The sequence below is a fragment of the Wolbachia endosymbiont (group A) of Sympetrum striolatum genome, from assembly GCF_947250715.1.
GTDB lineage: Bacteria > Pseudomonadota > Alphaproteobacteria > Rickettsiales > Anaplasmataceae > Wolbachia.
On the sequence record NZ_OX366342.1, the window covers coordinates 1179496 to 1193153 of the forward strand.

A 13658-nucleotide genomic window follows, 5' to 3' on the forward strand; every position below is an offset into this window, starting at 1 on the left:
TTTATAAATAACAATTTGCTCTGTGCAAAGTTATGATATAATTTTACCTTACATATAGTAAAGGTGTTTTATAAATAATTATGATTACCTCTATACAAGAACCTAACGAATTGAGAAAACGTTTACAAGGATTTTATCGTGCTGATGAGAAAAGTTATGTACGCCGCCTTATAGAAAAAACAGAGCTTTCAGCTGATTCAAAAAGTAGAATTTATAATATTGCAAAACAAGTTATTGAAAAAATCAAACACAATAAATTAAGTATTGTAGATTCCTTTATGCAGCAATACTCGCTTTCCAATGATGAAGGAATAGCATTGATGTGCCTTGCTGAATCGCTACTTAGAATACCAGATGATTATACAATAGACGAAATAATCAAAGATAAAATTGCCAATCAGGAATGGAATAAATATTTAGGGCACTCTTCTTCGTTGTTTGTCAATGCTTCCACATGGAGCTTGATGATAGGTAGCAGTATATTGAGAGATAATGAAGGCGATTCGAAGTTCTATTACGCAATTTCTAAGTTACTTAAGAATTTAGGAGAAACGATCATTCGCAAAGCAGTAAAACAAGCAATGTCTATGCTTGGTAATCATTTTGTTGTTGGAGAAACCACAGAAGAAGCTTTAAGGTATGCAAAACTAGATGACAATAGTAAGTTTTTATACTCTTTTGATATGCTTGGCGAAGCTGCTCACACAGCTGAAGATGCAGAAGAGTATTTTAATTCATACATGCACTCAATAAAAGCTATAGGTGAATCCACTGAAATAAATGATTGTTTTAAATCGCATGGAATTTCAATCAAATTGTCTGCGTTACATCCACGTTATGAATTTGGTCAATTCGATAATATAGCTGAAGAGTTGAGAGCTAAACTGCTAGAGCTTTGTCATGAAGCAAAAAAATACAACATTTCATTATGCATAGATGCAGAAGAAACAGAAAGGCTTGAAATGTCCTTAATCTTGTTTGAACAATTACGGCTTGATGAATCACTTTCTGAGTGGGAAGGGCTTGGCTTGGCTGTACAAGCATATCAAAAACGTGCTTTATCTGTTCTTGACTTTGTAGAGGATGTTGCTATTCGATCAAATCATAAAATTATGGTCAGACTTGTAAAAGGTGCATATTGGGATTCAGAAATCAAGCGTACGCAAGAATTGGGATTAAATGATTACTCAGTATTTACAAGAAAAAGCTATACTGACGTATCTTACCTCGCGTGCGCACAGAAACTTTTGAGTAAACCAAACAGCTTTTACCCATGCTTTGGAACTCATAACGCCTATACTTTTGCTTCTATCATGGAACTTGCTGATAAAAACCACCCTGGATTTGAATTTCAACGCTTACATGGAATGGCAAAAGACTTATATGATTATGCAATGTCAGAGCTTGCAACAAATGTTAGCTGTCGTGTCTACGCACCCGTTGGGGAACATAGTGACTTGTTGCCTTATCTTATAAGATGCCTTCTTGAAAATGGAGCTAATAGTTCATTTGTTAATCAAATAAATGATTCTAACGTTAAAATTGATGAGTTAATTTCAGATCCACTGGAAAAAGCTATAAATTTTAATTATGAACCTCATCCAGGCATTCCGTTACCACAAGATATTTTGGGACCAGAAAGAAAAAATTCTTTGGGAATGGATATTAGTGACTCGGTGATAGTCTCACAATTTGCAGATGATATAAAGAGCTTTAGTGAAAAAAAATGGCAAGTTGGGCCGATAATTGACGGACAGTCACTTTTTGATGATGCCAAATTTACTGAAGTGGTGAATCCTGCACATTTAGAAAATGTAATTGGAGAAGTGTCAAATACAACAAGTGCTCAAGTTTTAAACGCTCTTGAAATAGCACATAATGCTTTTACTGAATGGCAGAATGTTTCAGCAGAAAAGCGCGCTAAATGCCTTGAAAAAGCTGCAGATTTGCTTGAAGAAAGGATGAAAGAGTTGATTTACATTCTGATCGTAGAAGCAGGAAAAATTTTATCTGATGCAATAGCGGAAGTAAGAGAGGCAGTGGATTTCTTACGTTACTACGCAACGATAGCAAAAAATGAACTGAGCGACTGGAAAAAATTGCCAGGTCCAACGGGTGAAGATAACTTCATCTTTTTTGAAGGCAGAGGAGTTTTCCTGTGTATATCACCATGGAATTTTCCACTTGCTATCTTCATTGGGCAGGTTTCAGCTGCACTTGCAGCAGGTAATGCGGTGCTGGCAAAACCGGCAGAGCAAACGCCGATTATTGCCTACGAAGCTGTTAAGATACTACATGAAGCTGGGATACCAAAAAATGTGTTACACCTCATTCCTGGGGATGGTGGATATTTAGGCAAAATATTAGTTCCAGACAATAGAATTGCTGGAGTAGCTTTTACTGGCTCAACACAAACTGCTCAAATAATTAATAAAATGCTTGCGGATAGGGATGGTCCTATTGTACCGCTTATTGCTGAAACAGGAGGGCTCAATGCTATGATTGTTGATAGCTCCGCTCTCTTAGAGCAAGTGACTACAGATGTTGTATTTTCTGCGTTTCGCAGTGCCGGCCAACGCTGTTCTGCACTTAGAGTGCTGTTTATTCAAGAGGACATAGCAGAGAAGCAGATAAAAATGATATGTGGTGCAGCGCAAGAACTCAAGATTGGTGACCCAATACAACTTAGTACTGATATTGGTCCAATAATTGACAAAGCATCTATCGATATGCTAACTCAACATACGCAAAAAATGTCAGAGGACGAAGATTCAAATCTGTTATTTAAAGTACCCATGGATACAAATTCTCATAATGGTTATTTCTTTCCTCCATATATTTATGAGATACAAAAAATTTCGCAATTAAAGCAAGAAGTATTTGGTCCTATTTTGCATATCATACGTTTTAACAAGTCACAATTAAATGAAGTTATAAGTGATATAAACAATACAGGATATGGGCTTACATTTTCTTTGCAGAGCCGTATACAAAATCAGATCGATTTAATAAGCAAAAAAATATCAGTTGGAAATGTCTACATCAACCGTAACCAGATAGGTGCAGCAGTTGGGATACAACCATTTGGTGGTAGAGGACTATCTGGCACTGGGCCAAAAGCTGGTGGTCCTCATTATTTACAGCGTTTTTCTACAGAAAAAGTTGTAAGTGTTAACACTACAGCATTCGGTGGTAACACTACACTTATGTGTTTGGATTAATTTGCGGGCCCTAATTTTTCTCCTATCTTACCCCTAAACTAGACGTTCGTGCAGACAGCGCTAAAATCAGAAAAGGACCAGTTCATGCACTAGACTTCTTGCATAACCTAAACTAAGCAGAAAAAAGGTGTCATCCGAGTAGCCCCTTCGGTTTCATCTCAGTGCCTCTATGATGTCATCCCAGTGCCCTGACTACTTGGATCCAGGAAAAAGAATGATGTCATGAAAGTAGCCCCTATGATGTCATTCCAGTGCTCCTTTCTCGTCATCCCAGTAGCCTCCTTTTTTTGTCATCCCAATACCCCCCTCTTGTCATCCCAGTGCCCAAGCAACAAGGACAACATTGCAAATTTAGAGTTCAAAAGGGTTATTCCTCGAGAACTATTGCGTCAGAAAGCTGGCGCTGAATTTGTATATAATGTTGACCTTGGAGGTTTTTATGAATAATAGTGAGAGAAAAGAAAAATTGGAAACTCGTATTCTATCAAGCAGAGGCAGGTCTTTATTGGATCACGAACTACTAGAACGTACTCTGTCTGGATATGCAGAAGGAAGAGAAGTTGCCAAAAGGCTAATGGAGCTCTTTAGTAGTTTAAGGAAGGATAATTAATGCTGACTTTCATGAGCTAAAAAATGTTACAGGAATGAATGATGGAGCAATAGCAAGTATCTTTTGTCTGAAAGAGATTTTTGATAGGATATTGAAAGGTAAGTTAAAAAAGCTGTCGATTCTTGATAATAGAGAAGAGCTACTAAAATACTTTAAAGCAGCAATAGGGCAGTCACGAAAGGAAAGCTTACGAGTGGTATACTTAGATCGAGGTGGTCATTTAATATATGAGTATATTCAAGACTGTGGAACTATAGACAGAGTGCCTCTGTATGTGAGAGAAATAATAAAACAGGGATTACTGATTGATGCAGCATCTGTTGCAATTTCACATAATCATCCAAGCGGAGATATAGAACCATCAAAGGAGGATGAGGATAACACATTCACATTAGCTGCAACCTGCGAAAATGTAGGAATGAAATTGATAGATCATATAATCGTAACACAGAAGAGCCACTTTAGTTTTTATGACAGTGGCTTATTGTAATCTGTAACCCGGAAGGAAAGTTCTCTAGCTTTCCTTCTTTTTTTTCCACTTTATGAATTAAGAAATTCGCTGTAAGCTTAAACAAATAAAATTAGCAATGAAAGGTGGAATTAGGCAAAAAAATAAAGGAACTTAGGTTATACTGTGGTTTGACACAAACTGAATTAAGAAAAAGAATAGGTGTTTCATATAGACAGATACAAAGGTACGAAAATGATTCGAATTACATTTTAGCCAGTAGACTATATGACTTAGCAAAAGCCCTATCGATAGATGTTGCTAACTTTTTTACTGATATGCACGCTGACTCACATGAAGCTTACGATGAAGAGGTGTTAAAGTTAGTCAAAGGATATAACGAAATTAAGAGCAAAAGGTTACGTAGTGCAGTTTATATATTGGTAAAATCTTTTTCTCAAAGTGATAATACATAGTTAATATTACCTGATACGTAAAATGACTATACAACATCCTATCGATAAACAAATAGGTGAAAGAATAAGGAAAAGAAGGCTAATGTGTGGTTTTAGTCAAAGAGACTTAGGAAAAAAGCTTGGAATTTCATTTCAGCATATACAAGGATATGAAACTGGAGAAGTTAGACTTATAGTGGATAGGTTATATAAATTAGCAGAAGTACTATCGGTTGATATGTCGTATTTTTTTACCAAAGCCTCTGAAGACTTACATGATAAGGCCTTCCATAGCGATACAAGTAGTAAAGAAATATCAAGGCTAGTGAGGGAATACAGAAAAATTAAGGATGGAACGTTGCGTGATATTATTCATTCAGTGATAAAGGCTCTTACTAATAGATAGGTATAGTAGTGCTTCATAAGCAATTCTTGCGTTCTACTCCCCAGCGGAATTTTCCAGACTTACGAATAACACGATGGCATGGTATTAAGTAGGAAATTGGATTATTAGCAATTGCATTTGCGGCAGCACGTATGGCCTTTGGCTGACCAATTATATAAGCAATATTGGCATAGCTTGTTATTGTACCTGTGGAAATTGAAATCAATGCTTGCCAGACTTTAATTTGAAAGTCTGTTCCTCTAACAAGCAAAGAAAATGATCTCTCAGGTATTTGTGTGTCAAAAATATTGCGTACAATTTTTGCCGTTGTTAGCCTATCTTCTTTCAGGTAGGCTTGTGGCCACTCTTTTTCAAGTATCTTAATAGCTGAAGTTTCAAAATCACAAAAAGAAAGGTGATAGATGCTTTGTGTTGTAACTCCAATAAGTGCTTTTCCAAAAATAGTAGAGTGGTAACCATATAAAATATCGATAGATTCTTTATTTTTTCCAGGTGTTATAACCTGATATTTAGCCATACTTAAGAAATCAGTACTGATACAGTTTAAATTGATTTATATTAAAATTAAAGAGTTCAAACGCTACGCAAGACCAATCCACCCCGCAGCGGTTTTGGTTGCTGGAAGTGACTATATTATTTGAGTTTTTAATAACATATGATACTAGGTTAACAATAATTAATTTTAAAGTAAAAAGAAAATTCAAGGAAAACTTATAGTAAATTTTTATATATTTTACTACCACACTCTTAACCATATATTAGCATTATACCACTAGATTTGACACATAAACTCTCAATAACCCTTATCTACCAGGAAGATCATCTGCAGAACTATGCCCTAAGTTGTCTTTTATACGAAGAACATCCTTAACTGATATAAGAGTATTTGGCCTCTGCGCAAGCTCATTGAAGATGGCGTACGTTAAAACTACTGTATCCCCGTCAGTAATACGCTTATATCCTCTAGCATTAAAATAACTACCTAGCTGAGTATTTGCTTCCACAATTTTTCGCTGTAGCTCTCCAGTACCAGCAAACTTTAACTCTATTACAATTGGATGGGTACCATCTCTCGCTTCCACAGATCTTAACAGAACCAAGTCCACTTTCTGCCCTCCTCCCAACTGAAACTAATAATTACCCTAGCTGGATTACTACAAGCGTGAAATAACCCATGCAATATAGAATGAAACCCTGCTTCCCTAGCGTTATTTCTATTTACTGTCCACCTTAATGGAAATAACACATTAGAGATGGCTTGGAATACTTGTGCATGACGATTTTGTACTTGCCAACCAGTATTCATCATTATGTCTGTAGCACTGTGCACATTACTAACACCACCTACTTGTAAAAGGTCACCTTGAAAAACAGCATTACCTCTATTCTGCAGATAGTTAGCAGGTGACTGGAATGGTATTATATTAACAGTTAGGCCTAAATCATCTTCATTCCTTCTATTAGGGTCTAATTGGCACATCACTTCATAAACCCTAGCATTTGGCCATTGTGCTAAATCTAATCCCATATTGGGAAATTGGTGACTTAAGATATGACGGATATGAAATACAACAACTCTCTCTTCTCTCCCTAATAACACATGTAAAACCATAGTTAAAGCACGATCTCCAACATTTACTTGTACTATTCCTCCTTGCGGACCTAGCATCCTATCGTTATCGTGATACTCAAACAAGTAATTAGTTACATATACCTCATTTCCATCTCTTAACACAACTCTTCTTCTTGTAAATGCAGTATTTCCAAAAGTAAACCCAGTTGTATAGAGAAATACTCTTCTATCTCTAGCGCTGACACCACCCCTACTCCTCACACCAGGTACAGCAGGTACACCAAACGATGGATGGAGTAAATAATCTCTAACATTTTCTTCAACTTCTTGATTTGCTAAGGGTTCAAATAATCTTTCTACTAAAGAATATTCCCTTTCTAAGAAATTTTCTGTACTAAGCTGAAAACGTCTACGATTAAGGTCAAAATTCAGTCCCACACAGACAGCATTGCCTGACGAGGTATGGATAGACAGTGATGAAACAGGACATCTGTTAACGTAGTTCTCTGCTTGCTCTAACGCATCTGCAGCACTTCTTCTTCCTGCCTTAAGCTCAATTATGATAGGCACAGAATCCCCTAACCTCTGCACACCACGCACAAGAAAAGTAATATCTGTATACCCTCCTCCTATAAACAATTCAAGATAAATGCCAACTACATGACGGTACCTAAAATTCATCAGAAAGCCTGACAAAAAGCCATGGTAGTCAGACTCGATACCATTAAAGTTTAACGATTGGTTATACCTATCATATGTATCCAGAATATACTGTAAAACATCTTCAATATTATCTCTTATATTAACTGCATTATTGTCTGCTAACCCATTTATTAAATTTGGTAAATAATTATTTTGCAATCCAGGTGTCCTGGTAATTTCATCAAAGCCATCACACGGAGATGCTGAATTTCCAGTAAATGCTTCTCCCTCACGAAATTGCATGCACCTTACTGCTTCTTCTTCCTCATCTTCCCCCTGATTCCATGCCCATACAAATGTTTTATACTCCTGCCAAGCTATTTGCCTTCTTCTAATACCCTGCCTCTGCAGCTCGTCTTCTACCCACTGCCTCTCTTCTTCACTAAATCTTGAGCCAAAACTGTTTTGCCTATCAGCAATAGTGTAACACTTTACAACTCTGTTATTTCTTTGATCTACCTCATTAGTTAAAACAGCAACCTTTAAATTTCCCCTTCTATGATTATCTGGATTATTATCAAAGCGAAAAAAAATCCTTTCATTATTGTTTGCAACATCAGAATCATGTGCAGTAGCAAACATACCGAAAAAAAATGCAGGAAAGAAACGGTCTTTACCGACAGAATGTAAAAAAGATGGACTCTGATCTAAAAAAGATTCAAACCTTTCCACAAAACCTTGGCAATTTCCATTTAACAGACTTCTCATTAACCCAATGTTTTCACCGTTACCATGCATATAAATACCTCTATCTTCTGTGACAAGAAAATCCACTAACTCCAGCACTTCCTAACATAGACTGTGGATCACCAGAGCCACCACCTTGAGGAGGCGTAGGTGCTTCCTTCTCTAACTCAGAAAATAGCTTTTCTGCCAATTTATCATAATCTATATCATCTTTCATACCAGCTCTGCCAACCATCTTTAGATTTTTAACTATAGACTTTTCAAGATTTTTAAAGTCTGTAGCTGAACAAAACTTCTTAGCAAACTTCAATATTTCTAATATTTCACTCTTTTTTACATTTGCAACACTACCTATTCCGCTACTCAATTCCAAGTCAATAATCAATCCTGCAAGAGCATGTTTGATTGGCACTGTGCCATTGGAAGAAAAGACTGCAGTCTTTTCTTCCTCTCTTTCGTGGCTATCAAAATTACCACACTTTATAAGATCTATCATAACCTTTCTAGCTTGAGTACTTAAGGTAGGACTTTCAACGATCTTATCCGAAAGGGAAGAAAGAAGAAGAGCGTAATCCTTAGGTGAAAGTATTCTATCCTCTAATATTTTATTTTTAAACATTGGAACTATAGTTTGAACTGTATCAAAAAAATTTTGGTGTATTAACACGCTAAAAAGAGAATATATCCCTTTGTCTTTTTTTGATAACTCAGAGTTTTTCAACAGTTTGTTTTTTCCTTGAGCATTCATTTTGTTCAGACAAAAATCTAAAATAACAGCACCATTATGATTACATTGAGCAGAGGATAAGGTAGTAATTGCACCGATAATTTCCTTCTCTCTCTCTTTTTCACTTAAACGGTCATAAAAATATTCTACTCCCTCGCTCCATCTAAAACCTACAGCTCCTCTAAAACCTTCTACGTTGCTATATTCTTTTAATTTTAATCCTTCAGATTCTCGGTCAATCCAGAAACTAAACACAGGATCATAGCTTTCCATAGACCCTAATAGATCACTTCTTATGTACTTGTTGTTGCTAGCTGCAGGTCTACCATCACTATCTACTGCATCAGGAGAAAACCTACCCTTATGAAATTCAAACTTCTCCTCAAAAAGCCGAGGAATTTTATCTATCACACAATACCTGCATGCCATATCATATCTAGAAAGTGGATTCTTTATTCCACCTACTTTTTCTTCAACTAGTTTCTGACCTAACGTTGCATTATTCAATTTCATACCTGACCAACAACTTTCATCTTGGAATACATTGTATAAAAATTGTAACCCATCATCTTTAAGATATTCTACCTGTCTCATATAGGTTTTTACCCACCTTTCAATGGTTAAGCGCCTTCCAGCAGTAATATTAGAATCCGTATGTCTAACATTATCTTGTAGCTTCTTAAGTATTGTAGCGTGACGTTCTACTTTTTTCTTTGGCATTATAAACCCTCCTATTTAAAATTCATGATATTATGTAAAAATTGTAATCAAATTACAACACTAAAATTACCAAGATATGGAAGAATTGCATGCAAACTCAGGGAAGTAAAAGTTAGTGTCCCCCCTCGGGAATTATCTCGCCTTGAGGCGAAGGAAAAGTTACAATAGTCGTATATGCGACGTTATGGATACAATACGCACTCTAAGTATGATATACTTGGTATGGATTCCCAAATATCGCAAAAGGATTCTGATAGGCCAAATTGCTGTAAGAGTCAGAGAACTGCTAAGACAGATTGCCATGGAAAATGAGATTCAAATTATCTCAGGTAAGGTAACTGTAGATCACATTCATATGTTTATATCATATAAACCACAGCAAAGTGTTAGTAAAATTGTACAACTTTTCAAGGGAACGAGTTCGAGGTTGCTGATGCAAGATTTCGCAAGTTTACAAAAACAATTTTGGGTTATGGGCTAGAGGATACTTAGCAGTGAGTTCTGACAGATGAAGTGATACAAGAGTATATATCAATACAGGAAGGTGAGCCGATTCATGACAATGATCAATTTCAAATTGATTGAATTTTAACCTTTCACCTTATAGGTGATGGTTGTTGAATTTTTCTGTACTTGTCTTTCAAGGAGAATCTCGAACAAGTTATGGTAAATTTTTCAAGAAAAATCTTTAAGCTATTGACCTCATTATTTAATATTCCCTAATTTAAATTAAAATTCAAGAACTACTTTATATAAATCTTTACAATAGTTTATTCCTCAAGGCTATGTAAAAACATAGCCTCCGATCAAGAACGTCCTACGGATGTCGTCTTATTATTTTTTAATTTATCTACCCAAGAAAAAGTCTCACTACTTTTAGAACTTTGGTCGTCCCACCTTCCACACCTAGTAAAACTGCCTCTTTCTACTGCTTCTTTAACAGACATTCCACCAAATAAACACCCCTGTCCTATGATTTCTCCTATTTCTTGCAACTCATTCCACATTTCTTCATCTTCCACCTCAACTTGTACTTGATGATAGTCTTCTGTATCGTGATATACCATTAAATTTAGCTCTCCTAGGCTAGTACAAAGTGTTACTGTAAAAGCGCTGTTATCGGATATATCTACGTAATTTCTTTTACCGTCTTTCCCAGTTTTGACTTCAACTTCACCATCGCCTATTTTTATAATATTGCCACCAAGGTTTAAGTCTCCTTTACTTAAGCCTAAATTTTTTGCACCTTCTACAACTTTTGCAACATCAACTATGCAACTATGTGAAAACTCTATGTAAAAGGTCTTATTATCAATTTCCACATTTTCAACAGTTCCTTCTATAGTAGCGTTCTCTCCAACTTCCCTAAGTTTCTTGAGCCTACTATATATTTGTGGCTCAATTTCTTTTTGCACCTTTTGATGAATTTCAGTTATTTTCTTATCAACTTGTACATTAAAATCTGCTCCATTTAATGCTAACTTCCTGATTATATCCTCTTGTTTATTCCCTTTGAATTCATCACGATACATCTTAAACATTGTAACGTTAGCGAAGCCAAAGCCATCTTCATTGGCAGCATTTATTCTTATTCCTAAATCCAAAGCTTCATCGATAACTTTACTTAACTCGTTTATATTTTTAGCTGCAATAGCTTTTTCCAGGAATTCATTTAGTTTCATATTTTCATACTCACTTAGTCTTGTCCTGCATAAAGCTGATAGAAATGGATTGAGCTCCTCAGGATATGTTAAGACAGGTAATTTACTAATCTTTTTATTCGCTATTGGAGCAGCTTTTATAAAATTAGGTAACAACCCTTCTTTTGCTATTCGCTCTACCGCTTTTAACATTTTACTAGACAATTTTTTACCATTTATTTTTTTCATTGTAACCCTCACTTAATTTCATTACTATTCAATCATATCGTAATAAGTATTATTTAATTATTAATATTATACGACTTATTGATTTACTGTATGTTATAATAACAAACTTTACGGGCATTTACACTAGAAAAACACATCCTATAAAAATTATTTCAGTTTCAACAAAAATAGGGTATTGTGATTGTAAAATTAAAAGAAATGGATCTCCTATCTTACTCCACTGAAAAATTGAAGAAGCATTGTCAGCTACTTGATGATGAAGAAAAAATAATTCTATATGAGCAGCTCCTAGACAAGGCTAAAGACATACTTGAAAATTCAAGAGATAATGTTTCTAAACTGAAAAAGATCAGTAAAGCTGCTGTAGCGATAGAGGAAATTACCGATAAAGAGTTGTTAGAAAAGTTTAATGATGATCACCCCCTAAGGGAAGTAGACATTTTAATCTATTCTCCTCAAGGAAACACTGAAGTGGCAAATTACCTGTTCAGCATAGATAACTCATCAGAGCTTTATGATTTAAAAAAAGATAAAGAAAAAGCTCTTTATAATGCAGTTAAGTCAAATGATGTTGAGCTTGTAAAAAAGCTGCTAATGATCCTTTTACCTACAGAAGTAGGTGATTTTGATGTAGAATACTTGGAAGAATTAAAAATATTGCTGTCAGGAATTCACAAAGAATTGCAATTATCACAAGATATGAAAAATTATCTTGAGAAGACAATGAAGTTCTATAGTTTTTTATGTAGTAATTTTAACTTACTAGTTGCAAATCCCACTGACGTAAAAGCCATGATTGATCTATTTGCTGCTCAACCAAATATTGATTACCAAATAGATAAGCTTCTGCTTTCTTTTATTGTGAGAGATATTGAGAAAAAAAAGCTAAATTCTGAAATTAGTCACATGATAGAACTCCTTGAGCAGCATGAAAGATTTGCTGAGCTCGAATATAAGGTCAGGAGATTAAGATCGGAGTTTGCAAATGGCAAAAGCAGATATTCAGCTGAAGTAATACGAAATAACATTGCAGAACGAGAAAAAGAGATGAGGGAGATTGAGAAAAAATACATAAGGCCAAACGATTTAATTAGCGAGAGGCAGAAATTGTTAAAGCAATTACTTTGCTAGTTTTTTTCCACTTCATAAAATTTGTTGTAAATTTGAGTAAGGGATAAAAGGTGCAATTAGGTAAAAAAATAAAGGAACTTAGGTTATACTGTGGTTTGACACAAACCGAGTTGGGAAGAAGAATAGGTGTTTCATATAGACAGATACAAAGGTACGAAAATGGTTCAAATTGTGTTTTGGCCAGTAGATTATATGATTTAGCAAAAGCACTATCGATAGATGTTGCTGATTTCTTTACTGTTATGCATACTGACTCACATGAAAATTATGATGAAGAAATACTAAAATTAGTTAAAGAATATAATAAAATTAAGAGTAAAAGGCTGCGTAGTGTAGTTTATGTATTAGTAAAATCTTTTTCTCAAAGTTACAGTGAAAGTTAGTATTGTTTTAATATGCGAGTTAAGATATTAATAAATGACTGTACAAGCTGAACAACATCCTATCGATAAACAAATAGGGGAAAGAATAAGGAAAAGAAGGTTAATGTGTGGTTTTAGTCAAAGAGACTTAGGAAAGAAGCTTGGAATTTCATTTCAGCATATACAAGGATATGAAACTGGAGAGGTAAGGCTTGTAGTTGATAGATTGTATAATTTGGCAGAAGCTTTGTCAGTTGATATGTCATATTTTTTTACTAAAACCTCTGAAGACTTGCATGATAAGGCCTTCCACTATAGCAGCAGCGGTGTAGGTAGCGAAGAAATATCAAGATTAGTAAGGGAATATAGAAAAATTAAGGATGAAGCATTGCGCGATATTGTTCATTTAGTGATTAAAGCTCTTGCTAATACGGGCTTCAAAGGGGATGTTAAATGCACATCAATCTCAGAGTAGAGAAGTTAAGGTATTGTTTCAGCATTCTTTCCTAAAGCCACCTAATCAGTTATTTGTACTTTTACTATAGAAAGACAGCAATTCCATTTTTTTAATTCTTTAACATGGATAGCGCTGTTTCGCGCAGGAAATTACTTTATTCCAGTAGACTGTATTCTATTTTGTAATTATTGAGTTTACTCTACTTTCCGGTCTTTTCTGTTTTCCTTTAATCCAAAACTTGCATTTTTAAAATAAATATTGCACTGTAAA

General features: G+C 35.1%; 14 protein-coding genes and 1 pseudogene. 10 read left to right on the top strand and 5 right to left on the bottom strand.

Features of this window, described 5'->3' with window-relative positions:
- Positions 1 to 80: 80 nt before the first annotated feature.
- The 6 genes from putA to OOK87_RS05840 all read left to right on the top strand — a co-directional run bounded on the left by putA (position 81) and on the right by OOK87_RS05840 (position 5140).
- The gene (putA, locus tag OOK87_RS05815; protein WP_264688330.1) at positions 81 to 3221 is read left to right on the top strand and encodes a bifunctional proline dehydrogenase/L-glutamate gamma-semialdehyde dehydrogenase PutA; all 3141 of its coding nucleotides are present in this window, start codon (positions 81 to 83) and stop codon (positions 3219 to 3221) included.
- Positions 3222 to 3530: 309 nt separating this feature from the next.
- Positions 3531 to 3668, top strand: coding sequence for a hypothetical protein (locus OOK87_RS05820; RefSeq protein WP_264688331.1), 138 nt, complete (start codon positions 3531 to 3533; stop codon positions 3666 to 3668).
- Positions 3661 to 3831 (top strand): hypothetical protein, encoded by a 171-nt coding sequence (locus tag OOK87_RS05825; protein WP_264688332.1) that lies wholly within the window; start codon positions 3661 to 3663, stop codon positions 3829 to 3831. Before OOK87_RS05820 ends, OOK87_RS05825 begins: the two co-directional genes overlap by 8 nt.
- A gap of 34 nt (positions 3832 to 3865) precedes the next feature.
- A complete protein-coding gene (locus OOK87_RS05830; RefSeq protein ID WP_264688333.1) occupies positions 3866 to 4321 on the top strand; it encodes a JAB domain-containing protein in 456 nt (151 codons plus the stop codon).
- A gap of 104 nt (positions 4322 to 4425) precedes the next feature.
- Positions 4426 to 4755 carry a helix-turn-helix domain-containing protein gene (locus OOK87_RS05835; protein WP_264688334.1) on the top strand — a complete coding sequence of 110 codons (330 nt, stop codon included), beginning with the start codon at positions 4426 to 4428 and terminating at the stop codon, positions 4753 to 4755.
- A 22-nt stretch (positions 4756 to 4777) separates the two neighbouring features.
- A complete protein-coding gene (locus OOK87_RS05840; protein ID WP_264688335.1) occupies positions 4778 to 5140 on the top strand; it encodes a helix-turn-helix domain-containing protein in 363 nt (120 codons plus the stop codon).
- Positions 5141 to 5153: 13 nt separating this feature from the next.
- Here the strand turns inward: OOK87_RS05840 and OOK87_RS05845 are convergent, their stop codons facing one another.
- The 4 genes from OOK87_RS05845 to OOK87_RS05860 all read right to left on the bottom strand — a co-directional run bounded on the left by OOK87_RS05845 (position 5154) and on the right by OOK87_RS05860 (position 9549).
- On the bottom strand, positions 5154 to 5657 hold the full coding sequence (locus tag OOK87_RS05845) for a methylated-DNA--[protein]-cysteine S-methyltransferase (RefSeq protein WP_264688336.1): 504 nt from the start codon (positions 5655 to 5657) through the stop codon (positions 5154 to 5156).
- Between the two features lie 286 nt (positions 5658 to 5943).
- Positions 5944 to 6246: a hypothetical protein gene (locus tag OOK87_RS05850; RefSeq protein WP_264688337.1), complete on the bottom strand. Its 303-nt coding sequence runs from the start codon at positions 6244 to 6246 to the stop codon at positions 5944 to 5946.
- The gene (locus OOK87_RS05855) at positions 6228 to 8153 is read right to left on the bottom strand and encodes a hypothetical protein (protein WP_264688338.1); all 1926 of its coding nucleotides are present in this window, start codon (positions 8151 to 8153) and stop codon (positions 6228 to 6230) included. Before OOK87_RS05855 ends, OOK87_RS05850 begins: the two co-directional genes overlap by 19 nt.
- 10 nt (positions 8154 to 8163) lie before the next feature.
- Entirely contained in the window at positions 8164 to 9549 is a 1386-nt protein-coding gene (locus OOK87_RS05860) for a hypothetical protein (protein ID WP_264688339.1), read from the bottom strand.
- Between the two features lie 174 nt (positions 9550 to 9723).
- Between OOK87_RS05860 and tnpA the strand changes: the two are divergent.
- Positions 9724 to 10134: pseudogene (tnpA, locus tag OOK87_RS05865) on the top strand (IS200/IS605 family transposase).
- Positions 10135 to 10355: 221 nt separating this feature from the next.
- Here the strand turns inward: tnpA and OOK87_RS05870 are convergent.
- Positions 10356 to 11438: a hypothetical protein gene (locus OOK87_RS05870; protein ID WP_264688340.1), complete on the bottom strand. Its 1083-nt coding sequence runs from the start codon at positions 11436 to 11438 to the stop codon at positions 10356 to 10358.
- 177 nt (positions 11439 to 11615) lie between these two features.
- Here OOK87_RS05870 and OOK87_RS05875 point away from each other — a divergent pair, with 177 nt between their 5' ends.
- From OOK87_RS05875 to OOK87_RS05885, 3 genes are read left to right on the top strand one after another with little or no spacing between them, the layout of a single operon-like run.
- On the top strand, positions 11616 to 12569 hold the full coding sequence (locus tag OOK87_RS05875; protein ID WP_264688239.1) for a hypothetical protein: 954 nt from the start codon (positions 11616 to 11618) through the stop codon (positions 12567 to 12569).
- Between the two features lie 50 nt (positions 12570 to 12619).
- The gene (locus OOK87_RS05880) at positions 12620 to 12952 is read left to right on the top strand and encodes a helix-turn-helix domain-containing protein (protein ID WP_264688238.1); all 333 of its coding nucleotides are present in this window, start codon (positions 12620 to 12622) and stop codon (positions 12950 to 12952) included.
- A 34-nt stretch (positions 12953 to 12986) separates the two neighbouring features.
- Positions 12987 to 13406, top strand: coding sequence for a helix-turn-helix domain-containing protein (locus OOK87_RS05885; RefSeq protein ID WP_264688237.1), 420 nt, complete (start codon positions 12987 to 12989; stop codon positions 13404 to 13406).
- The last annotated feature ends 252 nt before the right edge of the window (positions 13407 to 13658 follow it).